The sequence below is a fragment of the Streptomyces aculeolatus genome, assembly GCF_020400605.1.
Lineage (GTDB): Bacteria > Actinomycetota > Actinomycetes > Streptomycetales > Streptomycetaceae > Streptomyces > Streptomyces aculeolatus.
In genome coordinates this window covers 268139-294189 of sequence record NZ_JAINRD010000003.1, presented here as the reverse complement: position 1 = coordinate 294189, position 26051 = coordinate 268139, and the positions used below count along the sequence as shown (strand labels likewise).

The 26051-nt window shown below is 72.0% G+C and carries 21 protein-coding genes and 1 tRNA gene; 19 read left to right on the top strand and 3 right to left on the bottom strand.

What is annotated here, in order from left to right:
- Positions 1-22: 22 nt before the first annotated feature.
- The 10 genes from LG396_RS07735 to LG396_RS07690 all read left to right on the top strand — a co-directional run bounded on the left by LG396_RS07735 (position 23) and on the right by LG396_RS07690 (position 10672).
- Positions 23-1351, top strand: coding sequence for a ThuA domain-containing protein (locus tag LG396_RS07735; RefSeq protein WP_018840409.1), 1329 nt, complete (start codon positions 23-25; stop codon positions 1349-1351).
- Positions 1352-1434: 83 nt separating this feature from the next.
- Positions 1435-2586, top strand: coding sequence for an inositol-3-phosphate synthase (locus tag LG396_RS07730; protein WP_225794168.1), 1152 nt, complete (start codon positions 1435-1437; stop codon positions 2584-2586).
- On the top strand, positions 2583-4277 hold the full coding sequence (locus LG396_RS39625) for an SCO3242 family prenyltransferase (RefSeq protein ID WP_308190072.1): 1695 nt from the start codon (positions 2583-2585) through the stop codon (positions 4275-4277). Before LG396_RS07730 ends, LG396_RS39625 begins: the two co-directional genes overlap by 4 nt.
- The gene (locus LG396_RS07720; RefSeq protein ID WP_100301406.1) at positions 4274-5146 is read left to right on the top strand and encodes a sugar phosphate isomerase/epimerase family protein; all 873 of its coding nucleotides are present in this window, start codon (positions 4274-4276) and stop codon (positions 5144-5146) included. Before LG396_RS39625 ends, LG396_RS07720 begins: the two co-directional genes overlap by 4 nt.
- Before the next feature lie 64 nt (positions 5147-5210).
- Entirely contained in the window at positions 5211-5930 is a 720-nt protein-coding gene (locus LG396_RS07715; protein WP_308190071.1) for an EboA domain-containing protein, read from the top strand.
- Positions 5930-6787 carry a TatD family hydrolase gene (locus tag LG396_RS07710; RefSeq protein WP_225794167.1) on the top strand — a complete coding sequence of 286 codons (858 nt, stop codon included), beginning with the start codon at positions 5930-5932 and terminating at the stop codon, positions 6785-6787. Before LG396_RS07715 ends, LG396_RS07710 begins: the two co-directional genes overlap by 1 nt.
- Positions 6788-6790: 3 nt before the next feature.
- Positions 6791-7969 carry a metabolite traffic protein EboE gene (eboE, locus tag LG396_RS07705; RefSeq protein ID WP_027769089.1) on the top strand — a complete coding sequence of 393 codons (1179 nt, stop codon included), beginning with the start codon at positions 6791-6793 and terminating at the stop codon, positions 7967-7969.
- Entirely contained in the window at positions 7966-9345 is a 1380-nt protein-coding gene (locus tag LG396_RS07700; protein ID WP_037747009.1) for an alkaline phosphatase family protein, read from the top strand. Before eboE ends, LG396_RS07700 begins: the two co-directional genes overlap by 4 nt.
- 31 nt (positions 9346-9376) lie before the next feature.
- Positions 9377-10396 carry a sugar phosphate isomerase/epimerase family protein gene (locus LG396_RS07695; RefSeq protein ID WP_018840417.1) on the top strand — a complete coding sequence of 340 codons (1020 nt, stop codon included), beginning with the start codon at positions 9377-9379 and terminating at the stop codon, positions 10394-10396.
- A gap of 192 nt (positions 10397-10588) precedes the next feature.
- Positions 10589-10672, top strand: a tRNA-Leu gene (locus LG396_RS07690).
- A 46-nt stretch (positions 10673-10718) separates the two neighbouring features.
- Here LG396_RS07690 and LG396_RS07685 read toward each other — a convergent pair.
- A complete protein-coding gene (locus LG396_RS07685) occupies positions 10719-12560 on the bottom strand; it encodes an L-lactate permease (protein WP_225794166.1) in 1842 nt (613 codons plus the stop codon).
- A 220-nt stretch (positions 12561-12780) separates the two neighbouring features.
- Here LG396_RS07685 and LG396_RS07680 point away from each other — a divergent pair, with 220 nt between their 5' ends.
- Positions 12781-13545, top strand: coding sequence for a FadR/GntR family transcriptional regulator (locus tag LG396_RS07680; RefSeq protein WP_225794165.1), 765 nt, complete (start codon positions 12781-12783; stop codon positions 13543-13545).
- An 89-nt stretch (positions 13546-13634) separates the two neighbouring features.
- Positions 13635-14864, top strand: a complete 1230-nt coding sequence (locus LG396_RS07675; protein WP_225794164.1) for a sensor histidine kinase — start codon at positions 13635-13637, stop codon at positions 14862-14864.
- 57 nt (positions 14865-14921) lie between these two features.
- Here LG396_RS07675 and LG396_RS07670 read toward each other — a convergent pair whose 3' ends face one another.
- Positions 14922-15596, bottom strand: a complete 675-nt coding sequence (locus LG396_RS07670; RefSeq protein WP_225794163.1) for a response regulator — start codon at positions 15594-15596, stop codon at positions 14922-14924.
- Positions 15597-15972: 376 nt separating this feature from the next.
- Between LG396_RS07670 and LG396_RS07665 the strand changes: the two genes are divergently transcribed.
- The 6 genes from LG396_RS07665 (at position 15973) to arfA (ending at position 23569) form a co-directional block, all read left to right on the top strand.
- A complete protein-coding gene (locus LG396_RS07665; protein WP_225794162.1) occupies positions 15973-18201 on the top strand; it encodes an MMPL family transporter in 2229 nt (742 codons plus the stop codon).
- Between the two features lie 113 nt (positions 18202-18314).
- Positions 18315-18509 (top strand): hypothetical protein, encoded by a 195-nt coding sequence (locus LG396_RS07660; RefSeq protein WP_130457584.1) that lies wholly within the window; start codon positions 18315-18317, stop codon positions 18507-18509.
- A 284-nt stretch (positions 18510-18793) separates the two neighbouring features.
- Positions 18794-20134 (top strand): extracellular solute-binding protein, encoded by a 1341-nt coding sequence (locus LG396_RS07655; RefSeq protein ID WP_225794161.1) that lies wholly within the window; start codon positions 18794-18796, stop codon positions 20132-20134.
- Entirely contained in the window at positions 20131-21102 is a 972-nt protein-coding gene (locus LG396_RS07650) for a carbohydrate ABC transporter permease (protein ID WP_130457583.1), read from the top strand. The genes LG396_RS07655 and LG396_RS07650 overlap by 4 nt, the downstream gene beginning before the upstream one ends.
- Positions 21099-22010: a carbohydrate ABC transporter permease gene (locus LG396_RS07645; RefSeq protein WP_037747031.1), complete on the top strand. Its 912-nt coding sequence runs from the start codon at positions 21099-21101 to the stop codon at positions 22008-22010. Before LG396_RS07650 ends, LG396_RS07645 begins: the two co-directional genes overlap by 4 nt.
- Positions 22011-22057: 47 nt before the next feature.
- Complete coding sequence (arfA, locus tag LG396_RS07640) at positions 22058-23569, top strand: arabinosylfuranosidase ArfA (protein WP_225794160.1); 1512 nt, start codon at positions 22058-22060, stop codon at positions 23567-23569.
- Positions 23570-23643: 74 nt separating this feature from the next.
- Here arfA and LG396_RS07635 read toward each other — a convergent pair whose 3' ends face one another.
- Positions 23644-24822, bottom strand: coding sequence for a XylR family transcriptional regulator (locus tag LG396_RS07635; protein WP_225794159.1), 1179 nt, complete (start codon positions 24820-24822; stop codon positions 23644-23646).
- A gap of 86 nt (positions 24823-24908) precedes the next feature.
- Between LG396_RS07635 and LG396_RS07630 the strand changes: the two genes are divergently transcribed.
- On the top strand, positions 24909-26039 hold the full coding sequence (locus LG396_RS07630; RefSeq protein ID WP_225794158.1) for a Gfo/Idh/MocA family protein: 1131 nt from the start codon (positions 24909-24911) through the stop codon (positions 26037-26039).
- Positions 26040-26051: the final 12 nt, after the last annotated feature.

Here is a 26051-nt window from a genome sequence, read left to right as displayed (position 1 = left end):
AGACCCTCGAAGGAGCGCCCCCATGAAAGCTCCCGGACGCATCGCCCTCGCGGCGGCGGCCGTCTTGCTCACCACCGTGGCCATGAACACCTCCGCCGTCGCCGAGAAGCCCACGGAGAAGGTGGAGGGCGAGCACGTGCTCGTCTTCTCCAAGACCGCCGGCTTCCGCCACGACTCCATCCCCGACGGCATCGCCACCATCCAGCAGCTCGGCGCCGACAACGGCTTCACCGTCGACACCACCGAGGACGCCGGGGCGTTCACCCCCGGCAACCTCCAGCAGTACGACGCCGTCGTCTTCCTCTCCACCACCGGCGACGTACTCGACGACAGCCAGCAGCGGGCCTTCGAGGACTACGTGCGCGCGGGCGGCGGCTACGTCGGCGTGCACGCCGCCGCCGACACCGAGTACGACTGGCCGTTCTACGGCGGCCTCGTCGGCGCGTACTTCGACTCGCACCCGCAGATCCAGCAGGCCACGGTCAAGGTCGAGGACCACGACCACCCGGCCACCGCGCACCTGGGCGACGAGTGGGTGCGCACCGACGAGTGGTACAACTACCGCACCAACCCGCGCGAGCAGGCCCGCGTCCTGGCGACCCTCGACGAGGGCTCGTACAGCGGCGGCAACATGGGCGGCGACCACCCCATCTCCTGGTGCCAGACCTACGAGAGCGGCCGGTCCTTCTACACGGGCCTCGGCCACACCAAGGAGTCGTACGCGGAGCCGGAGTTCCGCACCCATCTGCTCGGCGGCATCCAGTACGCCGTCGGGGCCGTCGAGTCGGACTGCAGTTCGGCCGAGAGCGACTACACTCCGATCTTCGACGGCACCTCCACGGAAGGCTGGAAGCAGGCCGGTCCCGGCTCGTTCCGCCTGGAGGACGGCACCCTGACCTCGGAAGGGGGCATGGGCATGCTGTGGTACGAGGCCAGGGAGTTCACCTCGTACTCCCTCAAGCTCGACTGGCGCATGGAGGGCGACGACAACTCCGGCGTCTTCATCGGGTTCCCGCCGTCCGACGACCCCTGGTCCGCCGTGAACAACGGCTACGAGATCCAGATCGACGCCACCGACTCCCCGGACCGCACCACGGGAGCCGTCTACGGCTTCCAGTCCGCCGACATCGCCGCACGTGACGAGGCGCTCAACCCGCCGGGGGAGTGGAACACCTTCGAGCTGCGCGTCGAGGGTGAGCACCTGCAGATCTGGCTCAACGACGTGAAGATCAACGACTTCACCAACACCGACCCCGCCCGCAGCCTCGCGGACGGACATATCGGGATCCAAAACCACGGTGCCGACGACCAGGTGTCGTTCCGCAACATCCTGGTCAAGGATCTCCCGTGAACGCCGCGGGCGGGAGGTCACGACGCCTCCCGCCCGCGGGCGCACCGTGCATCTGAACTGAACACACGTGGGAGGCAGCAGCCGTGACGGTCCATCCACAACACACAGCTCCGCAACCGGCGACCCCGGCGACGGCCGATACCGGCGTCTGGCTCATCGGCGCCCGCGGCTCCGTCGCCACGACCGTGATCACCGGCTGCGCCGCCCTGGCCGCCGGACTCCACCCCGCGACCGGCATGGTCACCGAGACCCCGCCGTTCGCCGACTGCGGACTGCCGGCCCCCGGCCGGCTGGTGTTCGGCGGCCACGACGTGGCCTGCACCCCGCTGCCCAAGCGCGCCGACGAACTCGCCGCCGGCGGCGTGCTCCCGCACGGCCTGCCCGCCGCCGTCGGCGCCGAACTGGCCGCCGCCGACGAGGAGATACGGACCGGCGGCCCGGAGCCCGGCGAGCCGTACGACGAGGACGCGCTGATCGACTCGTACGCGGCCGACATCACCGACTTCGTACGCCGCCGCAACCTCGCCCGCGCCGTCGTTGTCAACGTCGCCTCCACCGAGCCGGTCGCCACGGGCGACGCGCTGCCCGCCTCCTCCTGCTACGCCGCCGCCGCCCTCAGGGCCGGCTGCTCCTACGTCAACTTCACCCCCTCCACCGGCCTGCACCACCCCCGGCTGCGCGAGGCCGCCGCCGCCTCCGGCCTGCCGTACGCGGGCCGCGACGGCAAGACCGGCCAGACGCTGCTGCGTTCGGTGCTCGCGCCGATGTTCCTCCAGCGCGCGCTGGAGGTACGCGCCTGGTCGGGCAGCAACCTCCTCGGCGGCGGCGACGGCGCCAACCTGGCCGGCGACCCGGCCGCCGCGGCGGCCAAGAACGTCGGCAAGGAGCGGGTGCTCGCCGACTCCCTCGGCGCCGGCGTCGACGGCGAGGTGCACATCGACGACGTCCCGGCCCTCGGCGACTGGAAGACCGCCTGGGACCACGTCGTCTTCGACGGCTTCCTCGGCACCCGCATGGTGCTGCAGACCATCTGGCAGGGCTGCGACTCCGCGCTCGCCGCGCCGCTGGTCCTCGACCTCGTCCGGATCGTCGCCCGCGCCCACGAGACCGGGATGTCGGGTCCGGTGCCGGGCCTCGGGTTCTTCTTCAAGGACCCGGACGGCGGCCCGCCCGGACTCGCCGACCAGTGGCGCGAGTTGCTGGCGGTCGCGGAGAGCCTGCGGGTGCCGCGATGAGCGCGGAGAAGGGCACGCACGCCGCCCGGCCGGGCGGCGGCCGCAGTCCGGCGAGCGCCGGAGCCCGCCGCCGGGCAGCCGCGAAGCGGCCCGGCGGCATCGGGCTGTTCGCGCTGGGCGCGGGCGTGGCCGGTGCGGGGGTGCTGGGCACCGTCGCCGCCGCGCGGGGCCGCGGGCCGGCGCCCGCCGCCGCGGCAGCCGGCTTCGCCGGGCTGCTCGCCCTGGGCGCGTTGGGCAGTGGCGCGGGTGCGCCCGCCCGGCGCGGGCGTACGCCGCAGGCGTCCCGCAGGCCGTCGGCCCTCGCCGCGCTGGCCGGGGCGGCCGGGGCGCTCGCGCTGGGCGCCGGGGCCGCCGTCCGCCGCAGGCGGGGCACACCGGCCGCCGCCGTCCCCGCGGCCGTGCCCGGCGCGGGTGCCGCGGAGGCTGTCGCGCAGGTGCGGCGGGGCAGCGGCGCGGTCGGGGCCCGCCGCGGGCCCGTCGCCGTCGCCGCCGCGGCCGGGGGAGTGGGGCTGCTCGCCGCCGCCGTCCCCGGCGCCGTGCTGCGCCGGCCGCGTACCGCCGGGCCGACCGAGCCGCAGGCGCGCAGCGCCCAGGGGCGCAAACAGCCCGCGTCGACGGCCGCCCGGGCGCGCGCCTGGGTCGAACTCCTCCGCGTCTCCGCACTGTTCACCGTCCCCGGCGACGCCCTCGCCGGCGCCGCCGCCGCCGGGCTGCGCCCCAACCGCGGCACCGCGCTGGCCATCGGCTCCTCCCTCTGCCTCTACGAGGCGGGCATGGCGCTCAACGACTACGCCGACCGCGACGTCGACGCCGTCGAGCGCCCGCACCGCCCGCTGCCCTCCGGCCGCATCACCCCCCGCGCCGCGCTGGCCGCTGCCGCCGCCCTGACCGCGGCGAGCCTCGGACTGGCCGCGGCCGCGGGCCGCCGCCCGCTCGCCCTGGCCACCGCGCTCGCCGGGGCGGTGTGGGCGTACGACCTGAAGCTGAAGAACACCCCCGCGGGCCCCGCCGCGATGGCCGCAGCCCGCACCCTGGACCTGCTCCTCGGCGCGGCGGCCACGCAGGACCGCGCGGCGCGCAAGGCCGCCCCGGCCGCGGGCACCGGGCGCACAGGGCTCGTACGCGGCGCACCCGCACCGGCCGTACGCGACGCGCCCCCGCCCGCCGCGGCGTCCACCCCGCTCCCGCCGCCCGGCGGCGACCGCACCGGACGGGCCGCCGCCGACGGCCCGCTCGCCGCCGCCGTCCTCCTCGGCGTCCACACCTACGCGGTCACCGTGATCTCGCGCCGCGAAGTGGAGGGCGGGTCGACGGCCGTCCCGCTCGCCGGCCTCGCCGTCACCACCGCCGTCGCCGCCACCCTGCGCCGCGGCAACGACCCCTATCCCGGGCCGGAGCCGCGCCCCGGGACCGGCACCGCCGCACCGCCGCCCGGCGGTCCCCGGCTGGCGCTCACCCCCGGCGACCTGCTCGCCGGCGCGTACGCCGCCACCGCCGTGCGCCCGTACCTGCACGCCGCCCTCAACCCCAGCCCGCAGCTCACCCAGCGCGCCGTCGGCGGCGGCATCCGCGCCATGATCCCGCTGCAGTCCGCCCTCGCCGCCCGCGCCGGCGCGCCCGGCAGCGCCGCCGCCCTGCTGGCCCTCGTGCCGATCGCGCGCCGGCTCGCGCGGAAGGTGAGCCCGACATGACCCGGCTGCGCCTGGCCTACGGCACCAACGGCCTCACCGACCTGCGGCTGACCGACGCCGTCGCGCTCCTGGCCGACCTCGGCTACGACGGCATCGCGCTCACCCTCGACCACATGCACCTCGACCCGCTCGCGCCCGACCTGCCCGCCCGCACCGCCACCGTGCGGCGGCTGCTGGCCAGGCACGGGCTCGCGGTGACCATCGAGACCGGCGCCCGCTACGTCCTCGACCCGCGCCGCAAGCACCACCCCACCCTGCTCGACCCCGACCCGGAGGCGCGCGCCGTGCGCTCCCGGCTGCTGCGCACCGCCGTGAACGTCGCGGCGGAGCTGGGCGCCAACGCCGTGCACTGCTTCAGCGGCACGCGCCCGTACGGGGTGGCGGAGCCGGACGCCTGGAAGCGGCTGGGCGCGGAGCTGACCCCGGTGCTGGCGGCAGCGGACGCCGCCGGCGTGCCGCTCGCCATCGAGCCGGAGCCCGGCCACCTGCTGTACGACCTCGCCGGGTTCCACCGGCTGCGCGAGGAGCTGGGCGACGTGCCGGCGCTGGCGCTGACCCTGGACATCGGGCACTGCCAGTGCCTGGAGGACGCGCTGCCCGCCGACTGCGTACGGGCCGCCGCGCCCTGGCTCGCGCACGTCCAGATCGAGGACATGTGCCGCGGCGTGCACGAGCACCTGCCGTTCGGCGAGGGCGAGATCGGGTTCCCCTCGGTGCTCGAAGCGCTGCAGACCACCGGCTACCAGGGGCTGATCAGCGTCGAGCTGCCCCGGCACTCGCACGCCGGGCCCGAGCTGGCGGGCAGCTCCATCCGCTTCCTGCGCGCGGCGGAGGAAGAGGCGCGGGCGAGGGGGTCCGTGCCGTGCTGAGCACCTCATACGTCCCCGTCCCCGACGCCGCCGCACCCTTGTCCAGAGTGAGAGGAGCCGCGCAGTGGTGACCCCCGACCCCGCCGCCCCCGCACCCGCCGCCCCCGCACCCGCCGCCACCGACTCCGCCGCGCCCGTCCCCGCCCCCGCACCCGCCGGCCCCGCTGCCGACCCCGCCGGGGCGGCAGCCGCCCTGCGCGCGTCCGTCGACGCCGGCCTCGCCCCCGAGGCAGGCGAGTGGCTCGCCGCCGCCCTCGCCGACGCCGCCGCCGGCACCCCCGGCCCGAGCGCCGGACTCCTCGCCTGGGAGGCCCACTTCGCCGCCGCGCGCCGCCGCTGCGGTGCCGGCGCCGCCGACGCCGTACGCGTGCTGATCCTGCACGCCGCCCGCGCCGACGAGCAGGTCGCCACCCGCGTCTACGACCGCGGCGACGCCGCGGAGCGCCGGGCCGTGCTGCGCGCGCTGCCGTACCTGGCCCTGGGCCCCGGCGCCGTACCCCTGGTCGAGGACGCGCTGCGGACCAACGACACCCGCCTGGTCGCCGCCGCCCTCGGCCCGTACGCCGCCGCCCACCTCGGCGACCACGCCTGGCGGCAGGCCGTCCTCAAGTGCCTGTTCACCGGCGTGCCCGCCGACGAGATCGCCGGCCTGGCCGACCGGGCCGCCGGCGACGGCGAACTCGCCCGCATGCTCGCCGACTACGCCCGCGAGCGGACGGCCGCCGGCCGCGCCGTCCCGGCGGACCTCGACCGGATCCTCTCCCTGACCCGCAAGGAGGTGTGATGCGCATCTTCGACCCGCACATCCACATGACGTCCCGCACGACCGATGACTACGCCGCCATGTACGACGCGGGCGTGCGTGCCCTCGTCGAGCCCTCCTTCTGGCTGGGGCAGCCCCGCACCTCCCCGGAGAGCTTCTACGACTACTTCGACTCGCTGCTCGGCTGGGAGCCCTTCCGCGCCGCCCAGTACGGCATCGCGCACCACTGCACGCTCGCCCTCAACCCCAAGGAGGCCAACGACCCGCGCCTCCTGCCGGTGCTCCAGGAGCTGCCGCGCTACCTGCTGAAGGACCACGTCGTGGCCGTCGGCGAGATCGGCTACGACTCCATGACCCCCGAGGAGGACCATGCCCTGGCCGCGCAGCTGGAGCTGGCCGCCGACCACGGGCTGCCCGCCATGGTGCACACGCCGCACCGGGACAAGGCCGCGGGCCTCGCCCGCACGCTCGACGTCGTACGCGAGTCCAGGCTGGCGCCCGGGCGCGTCATCCTCGACCACCTCAACGAGACGACGGTGGCCGCGGCCCTGGAGAGCGGCTGCTGGGCGGCCTTCTCCATCTACCCCGACACCAAGATGGACGAGGACCGCATGGTCCGCATCCTGCGCGAGTACGGCACCGAGCGGATGCTCGTCAACTCCGCCGCCGACTGGGGCAGGAGCGACCCGCTGAAGACCCGCAGGACCGCCGACGCCATGCTCGCCGCCGGCTTCACCGACGCCGACGTCGACAAGGTGCTGTGGCAGAACCCGGTGGAGTTCTACGGCCAGAGCGGCCGGCTGGAGCTGGAGCCGGAGAAGCCGGAGGCCGGCGGGGCCACGTACGAAGGGAACTCCATCCTGCGAGGGGGAAGCTGAGCCATGCGCTTCCGACACCCCGACGGCTCCCTCGTCCATCTCGCGTACTGCACCAACGTGCACCCCGCCGAGGATCTCGACGGGGTGATGGCGCAGCTGCGCGACCACGCCGAGCCGGTGCGCCGCCGGCTCGGCCGCGACCGGCTGGGCATCGGCCTGTGGCTGGCGCGCGACGCCGTACGCACCCTCGGCTCCGACCCCGCCGCGCTGCGCCGGCTCAAGAAGGCCCTCGACGCGCGCGGCCTGGAGGCCGTCACCCTCAACGGCTTCCCCTACCAGGGGTTCGGCGACGAGGTCGTCAAGTACCGCGTCTACCGCCCCGACTGGACCGAGCCCGAGCGCCTGGAGCACACCGTCGAGCTGGCCCGGCTGCTCGCCGTGCTGCTGCCCGACGACGTCACCGAGGGCACCATCTCCACCCTCCCGCTCGCCTGGCGCACCGGCTTCGACGACGCCGCCCGCAAGGCGTCGCTGGCGGCACTGGGCACCCTGGCCGCGCGCCTCGACGCCATCGAGGAGCTGACCGGCCGCTCCATCCGCGTCGGCCTGGAGCCGGAGCCCGGCTGCACGGTCGAGACCACGGCGGACGCGGTCGCCGCGCTCACCGCGGAGGGCGCGCCGCCGCCGGAGCGCATCGGCGTCTGCGTCGACACCTGCCACCTGGCCACGTCCTTCGAGGACCCGGCCACCGCCATCGACGGCATCACCGGCGCGGGCCTGCCCATCGTCAAGTCGCAGCTGTCCGCGGCCCTGGTGGCCGACCGGCCGGCGGAGCCGGGGGTGCGGACCGCGCTGGCCGCCTTCGCGGAGCCGCGGTTCCTGCACCAGACCCGGATCCGCGCCGCGGACGGCTCCGTACGCGCCACCGACGACCTCGACGAGGCCCTGGCCGGCGGCCTCCCCGACGACGGCCCCTGGCGCGCCCATTTCCACGTACCGCTGCACGCGCCGCTGGAGCCGCCGCTGACGGCGACGACGCCGGTGCTCGAAGAGGCGCTGGCGCGCCTCGTCGGAGGGCCCGCGCCGCTGACCAGGCACCTGGAGGTGGAGACGTACACCTGGCAGGCGCTGCCCGCACACCTGCGGCCGCGCAGCCGCGCCCAGCTCGCCGACGGCATCGCCGCCGAACTGTCCGTCGCCCGCGACCTGCTCACCTCGCTCGGCCTGAAGGAGCTGCCATGACGCCCCCGAAGCGGCTGGTCGTCGTCGACGTCGTCGGCCTCACGCCGCGTCTCCTCGACCACATGCCCCACCTGCGCGCGCTGGCCGACGCCGGCTCGAACAGCGCGCTGACGCCGCCGCTGCCGGCCGTCACCTGCACCGTGCAGTCGACGATCCTGACCGGCGCACCGCCGGCGGAGCACGGGATCGTCGCTAACGGCTGGTACTTCCGCGAGCTGGGCGAGATCTTCCTGTGGCGCCAGCACAACGCGCTCGTCGGCGGCGACAAGCTGTGGGAGGCCGCCCGGCGCGCGTACCCCGGCTACACCGTGGCCAACGTCTGCTGGTGGTACGCGATGGGCATGGACACCGACTACGTCGTCACCCCGCGCCCCGTCTACTACGCCGACGGCCGCAAGGAGCCGGACTGCTACACCCGGCCGCCGGAGCTGCACGACGAACTGACCGCCGCCTTCGGCACGTTCCCCCTCTTCAACTACTGGGGCCCGACGGCGAGCATCGCCTCCTCCCAGTGGATCATCGACGCCTCGCGGCACATCCTCGATGCGTACAGCCCCGACCTCACCCTCGTCTACCTCCCGCACCTCGACTACGACCTCCAGCGCTACGGCCCCGACGACCCGCGCTCGCACGCCGCCGCGCGCGAGCTGGACGACGCGCTGGCGCCGCTGCTGGCGGACGCGCGGGCGGCGGACGCCGAGACGGTGGTGCTCTCGGAGTACGGCATCACCAACGCGGCCCAGCCGGTGGACGTCAACCGCGCGCTGCGCAAGGCCGGGCTGCTGGAGGTCTACACGCAGGACGGGATGGAGTACCTGGACCCGTGGGCGTCGCGCGCCTTCGCGGTCTCGGACCACCAGATCGCGCACGTCTACGTCCGCGACCCGGCAGACGTCGAGGCCACCCGGGAGATCCTCACCAAGCTGCCCGGCGTCGCCGACGTCCTCTCCGACTCCGGCAAGAAGGCCCACGGCCTCGACCACCCGCGCGCCGGCGAACTGGTCGCGGTGGCGGAGCAGGACGCCTGGTTCACGTACTACTACTGGCTCGACGACGACCGTGCCCCGGACTTCGCCCAGCTCGTCGACATCCACCGCAAACCGGGCTACGACCCCGCCGAGCTGTTCATGGACCCCACCGACCCGTACGTACGCCTGCGGGCCGTCTCCGCCATCGCCCGCAAGAAGGCCGGGATGCGCTACCGCCTGGCCGTCGTCCCGCTCGACCCCGCCCCGGTGCGCGGCACCCACGGCCGCCTCCCGGACGACGAGCGCGACGGCCCCGTGCTGATCACCACCCGGCCCGGGGCGACCTCGGGCCCCGTACCGGCGACCGACGTGAAGTCCCTGCTGCTCTCGCTCGCCGGGCTCGACTAGCCGATCCACCCCCCGTCAAGGAGCACTGCCCATGTCCACCAAGAAGAGCGAAGAACTCGACCACGCCGTCAACAGACGCAGATTCCTGGGAGTCGCCGCCGGCACCACGGCGGCGGCGATAGCCGGCACCGCGAGCGCCGAGGCGCACGGCGGCGGCCACGGGCGCCCCGCGGTCCCGCGGGGGAACCTGGGCATCCAGCTCTACACCCTCCGTGACCAGGTCGGCACGGTCGGCTTCGGCGAGGTCTTCGAGGCGCTGGAGCGCTACGGCTACGACCAGGTCGAGTACGCCGGCTACACGCAGGGCAACGGCCCCATCACCCTGCCGCGGCTCCGCCGCCTGGCCAGGGACCACGGCCTGCGCGGAATCGGCAGCCACGTCGCGTACCACGTCGGCGACCCGGCGGGCTACTCCTTCGCGACCAGCCTGGAGCAGGTCCTCGACGACGCGCAGGCCCTGGACCTGCCGTACGTCGGCACCTGGGACGGCCCGTTCCGCTACGGCAGCACCGTCGACGGGGTCAAGCGCGCGTCCGCCGAGTTCAACGCCTACGGCGCGGCGGCCCGGCGCCGCGGCATGCGCTTCTACCAGCACAACCACGGCAACGAGTTCGGCTTCTGCACCGACGACCCGACCGTGCGCATCTACGACCTGATGCTGGCCGAGACCGACCCGGACCTGGTGTTCATGGAAATGGACATCTACTGGGCCTACACCGGCGTCCACCGCTTCAGCGTCCGCCCGGACGGCACTCCGGCGCCGTTCGACCCCCTGGACTACGTCACCGCCGCCCCGCGGCGCTTCCCGCTGTTCCACGTCAAGGACGGCGAGCACGACGAGGCGTCCCAGGACGGCTACCACATGACCGACGTGGGCGACGGCGACATCGACTACCGGCGCTTCATCGGCACGGTCAGCCGCGGCCGCTACCGCAAGTACCACAACTGGCTCGTCGAACGCGACGACGCGGTGGACCCCGCCACGAACCCGGCCGGCTCCTTCGCCACCGCCCGCCGTTCCGCCGCCCACCTCCACCGCCTCCGCGCCTGACCCCGCCCCACCGCCTCCCTGTGCCGCCGCTCGCCCGGAACCCCCCGGCCCGCCGCCCCACCGGCGGGCCGGGGCCGTCACCATCCGCGATCCACGGCCACGTTCCGTAACCAAATACCGGTGCGAACCGCCCCCGAATCCTTGGTATCGTTGGCCGTGCCCCGCGGCCCTCTGCCGCGGCACGGCAACCCGGTCCGGGTGGCGGAATGGCAGACGCGCTAGCTTGAGGTGCTAGTGCCCGTTAAGGGCGTGGGGGTTCAAGTCCCCCCTCGGACACATAATTGCCCCACGATCACCGATTTGCAGGCAGACGGGATCGGCATCAGCTGTCCGCGGGTCCGTCGGCAGTCGCGTGTCGCCGGGCGCGCATGGCCAGCACGGTGAGAACGGCGAGCAGCAGGGCGAGGCCGAGAGTTCCCGCGTTGAGGCCGAGGCCGTGGATGAAGACATAGGAGAGCATGCCCGCGGCGACGCAGTAGTAGATCATCGGCAGGACCGTCTTGCGGATGAGATGGCCCTCTTTGCCGATGAGTCCTACGGTGGCACACGCGGCGACGACATTGTGGACCGTGACCATGTTCCCCGCCGCGCCGCCGACCGCTTGCGTGGCCACAACAACCGTCGGACTGACGTCGATCTGCTCTGCCGTCGAGAACTGGAAGAGCGAGAACATCAGGTTGCTCACCGTGTTGCTGCCCGCCACGAATGCGCCGAGCGCGCCGACCCAGGGCGCGAACATCGGCCAGGCCGAGCCGGCGAGGTCCGCCGCTCCGGTGGCGAGGGTCAGGGGCATGCTGTCCAGCCCCGTGGTGTTGAAGTCGGGGCCGGAGTTGATGAACACCCGGACGAGAGGGACGGCGAACAGGAGCGCCACTCCCGCGGCGACGATCTGGCGACCCGCCACTCGCCACGACTCAGCGATCTCCCGCCGCTTCATGCGGAACACCACGTAGGTGAACCCGATGGTCGCCAGGAACATGAACCCCGGCAGGAAGAGCGGCTCCACCGCCTGGGAGACCCCCGTGCCGAGGATGCCGTTCCACTCGATCGACATCCCCGACAGCCAGTCCTTGAGCGGCAATTGGGGAAGCCGGGTGAGCACGAGCAGCGAGGCCACCACCAGGTAGGGCAGCCATGCCTTGGCCAGGGGCATGTCCGTTGCGGTGGCCTCGCGCATGTCGGGCTGCACGGTGCCCGTCCACTCGGGCAGCCAGCGCTCCCGCGGAGGGAAGTCCCAGGGCCGTGCCGGTTGCAGGAAGCCGCGCCGGGTCGCGATTATGACGATGAACAGGCCGACGAGCCCGCCGAGGAGCGAGGGAAACTCCGGACCGAACAGCACCGCGACCGCCACATAGGGAACGGTCATGGCGAGCGCGGCGAACAGCGCGAAAGGCGCGATCGCCAGGCCCTCCCCGAAGCTGCGGCGGGTGCCGAAGTAGCGGGTCAGCAGGCAGACGACGAACAGCGGTACAAGAGTACCGATGATCGCGTGCAGTAGCGCGACCTGGACGGCGACCTCCGGCACGTAATCGGCCAGGACAGTGCCCTCACGCTCCAGGTGGGCCTCAACGGCCGGGGAACCGCTCAGCCCGTCGTTGACACCGACGAGCATCGGCGTGCCCACGGCCCCGAAGCTCACCGGCGTGCTCTGGATGATGAGCCCCACCATCACGGCGGCCATCGCGGGGAAACCCAGGGCAAGCAGCAACGGGGCCACCACCGCCGCGGGGGTGCCGAACCCGGAAGCGCCCTCGATGAAACTGCCGAACAGCCAGCCCACGATGATCGCCTGCACCCGGCGGTCGGGGCTGATCCGGGTGAACGCGGAACGGATCGTCCGCAGGGCCCCGCTGGCGTCGAGCGTCGCCAGGAGCAACAGGGCACCGAAGACGATGTACAGCAGGGTGAGGGCGATGATCAGCCCCTGGACCGAGGAGGCGACCACCTCGGTGGCCCCGACCTCCCAGGCCACCATGGCGATCACGACGACGAGGGCGTAGCCGGCGGGCATGGCATAGGTGGCGGGCCAGCGCAGCCCGACGAGCAGTACCCCCACGAGCAGGATCGGGGCCAGGGCAAGGAGGCTCAGAACGGCGAGGTTGCCGGTCAGCACGGGGTGCGCCTTCCGGCGCCGCCGGTGGCGATCCAGGTGCCGGTCGTCCACCGGGCAGAACTGTGGGGCGGGGGACTGTTCTCCATGGCTACCTCCCTTGCGGGGGCGACAGCCGTTCGACCGGTTCCCGGCTCACGTCCCGGTTCGGTCGCGCGGCTCGTGGGTGACCTTGGTCAGACCAAGCATCGGTGGGACCGTAGGATTGCCCTCATCAGGTGTCAATAGGGCGGGTGACGGCCGCCATTGGTCCCTTCCGAGGGAGGGGGAGGCAGTGCCCGACGCCACCGGCTGGCAGCCACTGATCCGTTCACGCGCGTGGGAGCAGGTCGTCGACCGCGTGGAGGAGAAGATCCTCTCCGGCGATCTGCGCATCGGCGACCGCCTCCCGCCCGAGCGGGACTTCGCCTCGATGCTCGGGGTGAGCAGGGCGGCCGTGCGCGAGGCGCTCCGTGTGCTGGAGGCACACGGTGTCCTGCACCGGCCTCGGGTCGGCACCGGTCGCGACTCCGGCAGCGTCATCGCCGGCACTCCGACGACCGGCCTCTCCAGGCTGCTCCGCGTCCATGTCGCGCTGTCGAACTTCGACCTGGACGAGATCACGGAGGCCCGCGTCGCGCTGGAGCGGGCGAGCGCCTCCCTGGCCGCCTCGCAGGCAACGGAGAGCGATCTCGCCCGCATGCGCGAACTCCTCGACCGCATGGATGACGAGACCCTGCCGCGGGACCGGTTCAACGACCTGGACACCGACTTTCACATGGCGCTGGCCGAGGCGGCGGACAACCGGCTCCTGACCGCCCTCACCACCGCGATCCGCGGGGCGATCCGGCACACTCTCCTCCACGCTTTCGAGCAGTTGGCCGATGCGGACGCCGTGCTGAACGCGCTGCGCCGCCAGCACCGCTCGCTCTGCGAGGCCGTCGCGCAAGGTGACGCCGACCGGGCCGCCGACGAAGTCGACCGGCACATCCGCGGCTTCCACCGCATCGCATCCCACACCCTCAACCGGTCCATGCCCCGCACCCCGCCTGCGTGCTGAAGGGCGTTCGTGTCGCCGCCGACGCAGCACGCGGACAGCCCGGCGACGGAAACCCCTGCCGGGCCCCTCCCCATGAGTAGCCTGATGGCGTGTCCGGCAACCCTCCGCCACGGCAGGTGCAGAGTTTTCTCACCAGGCGACCGCGCCCGCTGGTCCTCCTCGACTTCGCGTTCGCCGTCCTGCTGTGCGTCGGTCTGCTCTGGGCCGACGCCCGCAGCGGTGCCCACCACCCCGCTGACGGCGCGCACGCGCTGCGGACCGCGGGCATCGTCTTCGCCGCCCTCGCCGTCGCCGCCCGTCGGCTCCGTCCGCGCCTGTCGTTCGCCGTGGCGTCGCTCTGTGCCTTCGCGGTCGCCGCGCTCGGCGGGGCGCCGCAGGTGTCGGTCTGCGTCGCCGTCACCGGCTACACCCTCGCGTCGACGGCGGAATACGCGTTCTGGTGGGTTCCTCCCGGTGTCGCCGGCCTGCTGATGGCCTCCGGGGTCGGCATCGGGAGTGTCTCCTCGGGCTGGCCGGCCGTGCTCGTGGCCAATGTCGCGATCGTCTGCGTCGGCTGGTTCGCCGGCCTCGCCGCCCGGGAGCGCCGGAAAAGGATCAGCGCCGCTGCCGAGCAAGAGGCCGAACGGGAACGGCAGCACGCCGCCCGCATCCGCCAGGCCGCCATCGACGAACGTCTGGTCATCGCCCGCGAACTGCACGACATCGTCGCGCACTCGATGAGCCTCGTCGCGGTACGCGCCGGTGTCGCGCGCATGGTCATGGACAGCGATCCGGGGCAGGTGGTGGAGACCCTCGGAATCGTCGAGACCACCACCAGGCAGGCCCTCCACGAGATGCGGCTGCTCGTCGAGGTGCTGCGCCACGAGGACGCCGTCGACCCCGCGCTCACTCCCACCCCCGGGCTCGCCGACACGGCCGCGCTCGCCGACCAGATCCGCAGCGCCGGCGTCGACCTGCGCCTCGATATCCGCGGCACGGCCCGCCGGCTCCCCGCCGCAGTGGACCTGTCGGCGTACCGCATCGCTCAGGAGGCCCTCACCAACGTCGTACGCCACGCCGGGCCGACCCGGGCCGCCCTCCGCATCGAGTACCGCACCGAGGAGGTGGTCATCGAGGTCACCGACAGCGGCCCCGCCGGGCCACACCGCCGGGAGGACGCCGTACTCCGCTCCGCCGCCGAGTCCGCCACCACGGCCGGTCATGGGCTGATCGGCATGCGCGAGCGAGCAGCCCTGTTCGACGGCTACCTGCGCGCCGGTCCCCACGGCGACGGTTTCCGGGTCCGGGCATTGCTGCGTACGGGCGAGACCGGATCGTGAACACGGCGGTCCGGCCGGTGCCGCGCAAGAGGGCCCGACCGCTGCCTCCGGCCCCGTCTAGCGCCGCCGGGCCTGCTCGACGAGGCCGGTCTCGTAGGCGATCACGACGAGCTGGGCGCGGTCGTGCGCCTGCAGCTTGCTGAACAGGCGGCTGACGTGGGTCTTGACCGTGGCGACGCTGATGTTGAGCTGCGCGCTGATGTCGGCGTTCGAGTGCCCTGCGGCCACGTGGACGAGGACCTCTTTCTCCCGCTCCGTGAGCGGACCGAGCAGGGTGGGCGAGACGCCCGGGTCGAGGGCGGGACGGTTGACGAAGTCGCGGATGAGACGCCGGGTCACGCTCGGCGCGAGGAGGGCGTCGCCGGCGGCGGCGGTGCGGATTCCCGCGAGCAACTGCTCGGGCGGGGTGTCCTTGAGGAGGAAGCCGCTGGCGCCGGCCTTGAGGGCGGCGAATACGTACTCGTCGAGGTCGAAGGTGGTGAGGATGACGATCCGGATGGCCGCGGTAGCCGGGTCGCCGAGTAGCTGCCGGGTGGCCTCGATGCCGTCCATGTCGGGCATCCGCACATCCATCAGGATGATGTCGGGCAGGTGCCGGCGGCCGGCTGCCACGGTGTCGCGGCCGGTGCTGGTCTCGGCGACGACCTCCATCCCCTCCGCGGCGTTCACGAGCACGCTGAAGCCTGCCCGTACGAGGATGTGGTCGTCGGCTACCACCACCCGAATCGTCATCGCCGGCCTCCGAAATGCGGACGTCGGTAACGGCACCGCAGGCAGCCACCGTACAAGGCCGTGAGCCCGGCCGTGCGCGCCGGCCCGTGCGGCGTCCGTACGACCGCGGGCGGCCCTCGGGTCACGGTCGTACCCGCGTCTACATCCAGGAATGTATGCCGACGGCCGGTACCCCGCTGGCCTGACGCGCGTACCCGACCGCAGCCTGACGACGCCGGGGCCTCCGTGGAGGCAGCCTTTGAGCTGCGGGAAGGCCCGTGAGGGCAAGGTGCACGGACCGTGCAGCGCGGCGAGGCGCCGAGCCCGACCTACGTCACGAAAGCAGAGTTGTGCTCCATTTCGACAACCTTCAGATCCGGCTCCGGGGCGGAAGCCGATGAGTGCTGTCGCGCGGTGGTGCTTCCGGCACCGGTTCATCGTCATCGGCGGGTGGCTGCTGCTCCTCGCGATCCTGGCGGGTGGCGTGCGCGCCGCGGGCGGCTCCTCCTTCTCGGAGGAGTACACCCTGCCCGGCACTGAATCGACCAAGGCCGCAGAGTTGCTGGCCACACAGTTCGAACGCACCTCCGGCGACACGAGCACCATCGTGCTGCACGCGACCAGCGGCAAGGTGACCGACCCGGCCGTCAAGGCCGACGTCAGCAGGATGCTGGCCGAGGTGGCGGAGGTTCCCGAGGTCGGCGCGGTCACCGGCCCGTTCGGTCCCACGGGCTCGGCGCAGATCAGCCGCGACGGCGGGACCGCCTACGCGACGGTCACCTTCACCGGGCGGAGCCAAAGCCTGGACACCGGAAACATCGAGCAGGTGGTGGCCCTGGGCTCGAAGCTGCGCAGCGACGCGCTGCAGGTGGAGTTCGGAGGGAAAGCGATCGGGGAGCTGGACAAGCCCTCGACATCGAGCAGCGAACTGATCGGCATCCTGGCCGCGGCGATCGTCATGCTGCTCGCGTTCGGGTCCTTGGTGGCGATGGCCATCCCGCTCATCGCCGCAGTCCTGGCGCTGGGCGGCGCGATCTTGGCGATCGACCTCCTCACCCAGGTGATGAGCGTCCCCAGCACCGCCCCCATCATCGCCGCGTTCATCGGTCTCGGCGTCGGCATCGACTACGCGCTGTTCATCGTCGCCCGCTACCGCAACGGCATCCGGGCCGGGCTCAGCCCCCAGGAAGCGACCGTGGCGGCCATGAACACCTCCGGCCGGGCGGTCGTCTTCGCCGGCGGTACGGTCGCGGTCGCGATGCTCGGCTTGCTCGTCCTCGGCTTCAGCATCCTGTCCGGGATCGGACTGTCGGCCGCGATCATGGTGGCGTTCGCCATCGCGGTCGCCGTGACGCTGCTGCCCGCCCTGTTCGGGGCGTTCGGCACCCGGGTGCTCAGCCGCCGCCAACGCGCCCGGCTCAAGCGGGAAGGGCCGAGCGGGGCTCAGATCTCCAGCAGGTGGGCGCGATGGGCCGGATTCGTGCAGAAGCGGCCGGTGCCCCTGACGATCATGGCGACCGTGGTCATGGTGGTGTTGATGATCCCGTTCTTCTCGCTGCGGCTGGGGTCCTCCGACGCCGGCAACAACCCGCCCGACACCACCACGCGTCAGGCCTACGACCTGCTCGCCGACGGCTTCGGCCCGGGACACAACGGCCCGCTGCAACTCGTCGCGAAGGTCCCGTCCCCGCAGGCCGCGACCGACTTCACCCGGCTGGGACAGGAGATCGAGACCGTCCCCGGGGTGTCGGCCGTACGGACCCCTCCGGCCACGCCCGCCGCGACGGTGCGAACCATGCAGGTCATCCCCGCGGAATCCCCGCAGTCGGAACAGACATCGGACCTCATCGACACGTTGCGCGACCGCGTGATCCCCGCCCACGAGGAGGACGGGCTCACCGTCCACGTCGGCGGGCAGACCGCCGTGCACAAGGACTTCGCGTCCGAACTGAGCGGCAAGATGCCGCTCTTCGTCACCATCGTCGTCGTCCTGGGATGCCTGCTGCTGATGCTCGCGTTCCGCAGTGTGCTCATCCCGCTCACCGCGGCGGTGATGAACCTGCTCTCCGCCGGCGCCGGGTTCGGCATCGTGGTCGCGGTCTTCCAGTGGGGCTGGGGCTCGTCCGCCCTGGGTGCGGGCCCGGCCGGGCCGGTGGAGTCGTTCCTGCCGCCGATGATGCTGGCCGTCCTGTTCGGGCTGTCGATGGACTACGAGGTGTTCCTGGTCAGTCGCATCCATGAGGAATGGCTCCACACCGGCGACAACGATCTCGCCGTCCGGCGCGGCCAGGCCGCCACCGGGCAGATCATCACGGCTGTCGCGATCATCATGATCTGCGTGTTCACGGCCTTCCTGTTCGTCGGTATGCGCATGATCGCCGAGTTCGGGCTCGGCGTGGCCGTGGCCATCCTGCTCGACGCCCTGGTGGTGCGCACGATCCTCGTACCTGCGGCCATGCAGTTGTTCGGGAAGTGGAACTGGTATCTGCCCAGGGCGATCGACCGAATCCTGCCGCACGTCTCCGTCGAGGGACCCGCCGGTGCGCCGACCGGCGGCGAACGAACCCACGCCGCGCCCCCGGCCGATGACCGCACTCCGGTCCTCACCGACAGGCGCGGCACCTGAGACCGGTGCCGGCGATACACCGCGGCGCCGGTCGCGAGGACACCGTCCGACGGCCCCGGTACGGCACACATCCACAGTGGACGGCGAAAAGACGACCGAGGGGTGATGAGGGCGTGGCGATCTCACTGTCCGGGGTGCTGATGATGGGGGTCATCCTGATCGTGTTGATGCGCAGCGGCTCGGTCAAGGCGGGACCTGCGACCGTCGCAGTGCTCTTCGGCTTCCTGCTGGCGTCGACGGGCTCGGGACCGGAATTACAGGACTTCCTCGACGAGATGGCCGAGAGCATCAGCGCGCTGGGTACCTGACGGCGCTCGGGGCGGACGGGCCGCGCCCGCCGTGTGGAGGCGGGTGACCCCGCCCCTGAGCGGGCCGGTCCGGCACGACGGCCCGCGTCGACCTGCCGCGCGGGCCGAGCGGGATCGGCTGTGCTCCGGCATTGACGTGGACACGCTTCGAGCCTATTTTCCGTCCGGAAAGCCGGTCGTTGTTCGATATTACGAACCAACCCACCTCCGGCGAGGAGCCGTTCATGTCCCCACCGCCTCCTGTCCCGCCCGCTCCATCCGGTCCACCACCGACCCGCCGGCGCGTGCTCGGCTCGGCCGCGGGTCTCGCGGGGCTCGTCGCGCTCGCCGGTGCGGGCGCGGCCGGCACGGCGAGCTGCGCCGCGCCCTCCTCCGTGGCGTCCGGCAAGACGCCCTTGCGCTACTGGCACCTCTTCGGCGGCGGTGACGGCGTCACCATGCAGGCGATGCTCGACGCGTTCGAAGCCGAGCACTCCGGCATCGCACTGGACGCGGCCCAACTGGAGTGGGGCGCGCCGTACTACACCAAGCTCGGCATGGCCGGCGCCGGGGGACGGGCACCCGAGGTGGCGGTGCTGCACCTGGCGCGACTGCCGGGCTTCGGTCCCGGAAAGCTGCTGGATGCGTTCGACCTCGGCCTCCTCGCCGAGTACGGCGTGCGCCCCGGGGACTTCCCGGCGGAGATCTGGGACCGCGGCACGATCGGCGGCAAGCAGTACGCCGTGCCGCTCGACACCCACCCCCTCGTGCTCTACTACCAGACCGAGATCTGCGAGCAGGCGGGGCTGCTGCGGGCGGACGGACGGATCAGGACCCTCGAGGGCGCCGGCGAGTTCGTCGACGCGCTGCGCGCGATCCGCCGGGTGACCGACCGGCCGCCGCTGGTCATGGAGACCACCGGCGCGGACGCGGCAGGCCCGGCCCGCGTCTTCGCCACCTTCTACGCGCAGACCGGCGGCACCCTGCTGGACGACACCGGCACCCGCCTCACCCTCGACGAGGACAAGGCCCTGCGCGTGCTGGAGTTCATGCGCATGCTCACCCACGAGGGACTCGCCGTCCGCATCGCCGACTACCAGGGCAGCGTCGGGATCTTCAACGCGGGCGAGACGGGCCTGGCCCTCAACGGCGACTGGGAGGTCAGCACCTATCTGGAGACCGAGCTGCCGTTCTCCATGGCCCCGGTGCCGAACCTCTTCGGCCGCCCGGCCGCCCAGGCCGACTCCCACTCCTTCGTCCTGCCGCACCAGGAGGACCGCGGCGGCGAGCGCAACCGCGCCGCCCACCGGTTCGTCGCCTGGATGCTCACGCACTCGGCCGACTGGGCCCGCGGCGGGCACATACCCGCGTACACCCCCACGCTCGGCAAGCCCGCCTACCTCAAGCTGGAACCGCAGTCCGAGTACCGCCACGTGATCGACTACGTCGCACTCGACCCGCCCGCCTGGTTCGCCGGCTCCGCCTCCCTCATGTGGCTGGAGCTGGGACACATCTTCTCCGGCGTGTTCACGGGGTCCCGTACGCCCGAAAGCGCCCTGGCCGAGGCGACGGCGGGCCTGAAGAAGCTGCTCGACACGCCCAGTCCGCTCGGCGAGGTCCCGGCCCCGGGCGGTGATCAGGCATGACCGCGCCCACGCGGACCGAGCGGGACGCCACCGCCGCGCACGACGTACCCGGCGCCTCCGCACCCGTACCCGGCGGCACCGCCATCCGGCACAGCCGCTTCGAGCACGGGCTGATGTTCGTCGCGCCCTTCCTCGTCCTCTACGCCCTCTTCCTGGTCTGGCCCGTGGTGCTCGGCATCAAGATGAGCCTGACCAGCGACAACATCACCGGCAGCGGCGGCGAGTACGTCGGGTTCGACAACTACGCCGAGGCGCTCTCCGACCCCGACATGTGGGAGGCGCTGTGGCAGACCGTCTGGTTCACCCTCCTGTCCACGGTGCCGCTGGTGCTGCTCGGCCTGGTGATGGCCCTGCTCGCGCACGGCCTGCGCTTCGTGGACTGGCTGTGGCGGCTGAGCTGGTTCGCGCCCTATCTGCTGCCCTCCGGTGTCGTCGGGCTCCTGTGGCTGTGGATCATCTATCCCGCCGACTTCGGCCTCGCCGACCAGGTGCTCGCCGAGTTCGGCCTGCACCCGGGCATCGGCTGGCTCACCGACCCGCAGTACGCGATGCTCTCCATCGTCATCGCCACGATCTGGTGGACCGTCGGCTTCAACTTCCTGCTCTACCTCGCGGCGCTGCAGTCCATCCCGCAGCACCTCTACGAGGCGGCCGAGCTGGACGGTGCGAGCGCCTGGCAGCGCCTGTGGCACATCACCCTGCCGATGCTGCGGCGCACCACGGGAGTGGTGGTGATCCTCCAGCTTCTGGCCTCGCTCAAGATCTTCGACCAGGTCTACATCATGACCCAGGGCGGGCCGGACGGCGCCACGAAGACCACCCTGCTGTACGTCTTCGAGGAGGGCTTCACCGGCTACCGGATCGGCTACGCCTCCGCCGCCTCGTACATCTTCTTCGCCCTGATCGTCATCGTCTCCCTCATCCACCTGCACCTCGCCCGCAGGACACGGCAGGAGAGCACCTCATGAGCGCAGCGGCCGACACCTCCCGCCCGGACCCGGTCTCCGCCGCCGCGCCCGCCTCGGCCGGCGGCACCGGCGGCGGCCGGCGCCCGCGCTGGACCCGCGGCCGCGTCGCCATGCTGCTGGCCGCACTCGTCCTCGCCGCGACCTGGCTGCTGCCGCTCGCCTACGCCCTGGCCACCTCGCTCAAGCCCATGGGCGAAGAGGTCGAGACCCCGCTCGCCTGGATCGGCTCCAGCGTCACCTTCGACGCGTACGACAAAGTGTGGGCGGCCGGCGACCTCCCCCGCTGGATGCTCAACACCCTCTACATCTCGGTGATGACCACCCTGCTGACCGTCCTGCTGTGCGCCATGGCGGCGTACGGGTTCGCGCGCACCGAGTTCCGCGGCCGGAAGGTCCTCTACGCGGTCGTACTCGCCGGCATCATGGTGCCGCCGCAGGTGCTGATGGCGCCGCTCTTCGCGGAGATGGCGGCACTCGGCCTGGTGGACACCTACTGGGGCGTGATCCTGCCCCAGGTGGCCGTGCCCGCGATGGTGTTCATCCTGGTGAAGTTCTTCGAAGGGGTGCCGCGCGAGCTGGAGGAGGCGGCCTTCTGCGACGGCGCCGGGCGCTGGCGGGTGTTCTTCACGATCGTGCTGCCGCTGTCCCGGCCCGTCCTCGCCGCGGTCTCGATCTTCGTCTTCATCCATACCTGGAACAACTTCCTCTGGCCCTTCCTGGTCACCACCGACCCGAACGGCATGACGCTGCCGGTGGGCCTGGTCAACATCCAGTCCAGTTACGGCGTCCGCTACTCCCAGGTGATGGCCTCCCTGGTGATGGCCGGACTGCCGCTGCTGGTGGTCTTCGCCGTCTTCCAGCGCCAGATCGTCCGCGGCGTCGCGCACACCGGCCTCGCCGGGAAGTGACACCGGCCGTGCAGCGCACCGAATCGGGCAGCCACAGAGAGGAACCCATGAGCGCCACCGCACGCTTCACCCTCGACCCCGCCTTCACCGTGGGTGAGGCCGGCCCGCGGCTGTTCGGGTCCTTCGTCGAACACCTCGGCCGGTGCGTCTACACGGGCGTCTACGAACCCGGCCACCCCGCCGCCGACCCGGCCGGACTGCGCACCGACGTCCTGGACCTCATCCGCGAGCTGGGGGTGACCGCCGTCCGCTACCCCGGCGGCAACTTCGTCTCCGGCTACAAGTGGGAGGACGGCGTCGGCCCCCGGCAGGACCGGCCGCGCCGCCTCGACCCGGCCTGGCAGACCACGGAGAGCAACCGGTTCGGGCTCCGCGAGTACGCCGACTTCCTCCGCAAGACGGGCTGCGAGCCGGTGCTCGCCCTCAACCTCGGCACCAGGGGCGTCGCCGAGGCCATCGAACTCCAGGAGTACGCCAACCACCCAGAAGGCACCGCGTTGGCGGACCTCCGCATCGCGCACGGGAGCAAGGAGCCCTACGGCATCCGGCTGTGGTGCCTGGGAAACGAGATGGACGGGCCGTGGCAGACGGGCCACAAGACCGCGGCGGAGTACGGGCGGCTGGCCGCCGAGACCGCGCGGGCGATGCGCCGGCTCGACCCGGGCCTGGAACTGGTCGCGTGCGGCAGCTCGAACCAGGCGATGCCGGCCTTCGCCGAGTGGGAGAGGACCGTCCTCACGGAGTGCTACGACCTGGTCGACTACATCTCCCTGCACGCCTACTACGAGGAGGTGGACGGCGACCGCGACTCCTTCCTGGCCTCGGCCGTGGACATGGAGTCCTTCATCGAGGGCGTCGTCGCCACCTGCGACCACGTACGGGCCCGGCTGAAGTCGACGAAGCGGATCAACCTCTCCTTCGACGAGTGGAACGTGTGGTACCAGCGCCGTTTCCACGCCGAGTTCGACCGGAACCCGCCCGGCTGGGCCGAGGCTCCGCGGCTGCTGGAGGACCAGTACACCGTCACCGACGCCGTCGTCGTGGGCTCGCTGCTGATCGCGCTGCTGCGGCACGCGGACCGGGTGAAGCTGGCCTGCCTCGCGCAACTCGTCAACGTCATCGCACCGATCATGACGGAGCCGGGCGGCGCGTCCTGGCGGCAGACCACCTTCCACCCCTTCGCGCAGGCGGCACGCCACGGTCGCGGCACGGTCCTCGAGGTGCGGGCCGAGTCGCCGACGTACGACACCGCCCGGTACGGCGAGGTCCCGCTGCTGCACGCGACGGCCGTACGGGACGAAGGGAGCGGCGCCGTCACGGTCTTCGCGGTCAACCGAGCGCAGCAGGCCGGACTGCCGGTGGAGATCGCCGTGCACGGAATGGGCGTGACCGGCGTCGCCGAGCACAGCGTGCTGTCCGACACCGACCCCGAGGCCCGCAACACCGCGGCCGAACCCGACCGTGTCACCCCGCACGGGGCGCAGGGCACGGCACTGTCGGGCGGGGTCCTGCGGGCCGTGCTGGAGCCCATGTCCTGGAACGTCATCCGCCTCACCTGAACGCGCTGCTGGGGCCTGCACTCCGCGCACGAAATCCCGGATACTGTTCGATATCTCGTCACTGGCTTACGCGCCTACTCGCTCCAGAAAGCCTGACGCGCGACGGATCCGTTCACCGACCGGCGGTACTGGCCCGGTGACTTGCCGGTGTGCTTTTTGAACACGACGCTCATGTACTCGGAATGGCTGAAGCGGAGCCGTTGGGCGATCTGCTGGAGGGTCCAGTCCGTGGAGGACAGAAGTTCGGCGACGTGGGCCACCCGGACGCGCACGATCTCGCCGTGGACGGTCCGGCCCAGGCTCCGCAGGAAACGGTGGTCGAGTGCGCGTCGGGAGAGCCCGATATGCCTGAGGACGGCGGTTACCGCGAGATTCTGGTCCGAGCGGTCGCGGATGAACCGCAGAGCGTCGGCGACGAGGGGGTCGTCCACGGCCAGGATGTCCGAGGACTGCCGGGTGACGAGCCGGGTCGGTTCGATCAGGCGCAGGCCTGGTTCGAGCGCACGGCCCTGCATCATGAGATCCAGGAGTTCGGCGGCGAGGTATCCCGTACGCGTCGTGTCCGGCTCGATGCTCGACAGCGGCGGGGTCGTGAGGTTGCCGATGAGTTCGTCGTTGTCGACGCCGATGACGGCGACCGAGTCGGGCACCGTCAGGTCGGCGGTCTTGCAGGCCTCCAGCACTTCCTGACCGGCAATGTCATAGCAGGCGAAGACACCAACTGGTTTGGGAAGGCCGCGCAGCCATTCCGCGAGGAGTTCGCGGTCGGCGGCGCGCATGCCCGTGGACTTCATCCGGAACTCCCGCGGAACCGAGCCGCGGTCGCGGACGTGCTCGGCGAACCAGGTGCCGCGCTTGAGGGACCAGCCGAATCTCTCGTCGCCGCAGAAGGCGAAGTGCCGCAGCCCCCGTTCCTCGAAGTGCCGGAGGGCCCACCGAGCGATCGTCCCGTCGTCGGTCTCGACGCCGGGTAGTTCGGGCACGAGCCGGGCGGCACTGAGATCGACGGTGGGCAGACCGAGCCGCCGGATGAAGGCAGCGGTCTCGGCGCTTTCGATGCGGGCCAGCACGCCGTGTCCTTGCCAGTCTTCGAGCCAGGAGAAGTCGGTCTCGTGACGGCTGTGCTCGGCGAGATACATCGACCAGCCCGGGTGGGCCTCGACGTACTTCTTCACGCCCACCAGCACACCGCGGGCGTAGGCGTTCGAGGTTTCGACCAGCAGCGCGACGTGACGTGTCCGGCGGGTGGGCATGTAAAAACTCTAAGCCAGACTGCGGGATAACGCATGGCTTGGTCTCCACCGGCGTTCGTAATCTACACGCTCATGGGAGGTCAACGATGACGCAGAAGGTACGGGTGGCGATTGCCGGCCTCGGATTCGGTGCCGAGTTCATCCCCATCTACCAGGCCCACCCCGATGCCGAGTTGGCGGCGGTCTGCCAGCGCACCGAGACGGCGCTGACGCAGGTCGCCGATCACTTCGGGGTGCCGGGCCGGTTCACCGACTTCGACGCGATGCTGCGGGACCCCGGCATCGACGCCGTCCACATCAACACCCCGATTCCGCAACATGCCGAGCACACCGTCGCGGCGCTCCGCGCCGGCAAGCACGTCGCGTGCACGGTGCCGATGGCCACGACGCTCGATGAATGCCGGGAAATCGTCGCCGCCGTCCGGGAATCGGGCAAGAAGTACATGATGATGGAAACGGTCGTCTACTCCCGTGAGTTTCTGCACGTCCGCGATCTCGTGGTGAACGGCACGATAGGCCGGGTCCAGTTCCTGCGCGGCGCCCACTACCAGGAAATGGCGGGCTGGCCCGGTTACTGGGAGGGTCTGCCGCCCATGCATTACGCGACGCACGCGGTGAGTCCGGTACTGAGTCTCGCCGGTGCGCTGGCCGAGAGTGTCGTGTGTATCGGTTCCGGTCGTATCTCCCCGGAACTCACGGAGAAGTACGGCTCGCCGTTCGCCGTCGAAAGCGCCCTGATCACCCTGCGCAATACGCCCGTCGGGGCCGAGATCGCGCGTTCGCTTTTCGAGACGGCGCGTGAGTACGTGGAGAGTTTCACGGTGTTCGGGAGCCGGGCGACCTTTGAATGGGAGCAGACGCAGGGCTCCGGACACGTGCTGCACACCGGGGAGGTTCCGAAGAGCGTCACCATCCCGGACTTCGCGGACCGGCTGCCGCCTCAGATCGCGCCGTTCACGACGCACGGCGTCTACGACGACGACAACGGGCACCTCTCCTTCGTCCAGGGCGGCGGCCACGGCGGCTCGCATCCGCACCTGGCACACGAGTTCATCCGCTGCATCGCCGAGGACCGGGCTTCCGCGATCGACGAGGTCACCGCGGCGAACTGGACGTCCGTGGGCATCTGCGCGCACGTGTCGGCGATGGACGGGGGAGCGCGGGTGGCGATCCCCGACTACGAGGAACTCCGCGCGCAGGGCCCCGCCGCGAACTGACCGGCGGCGGAT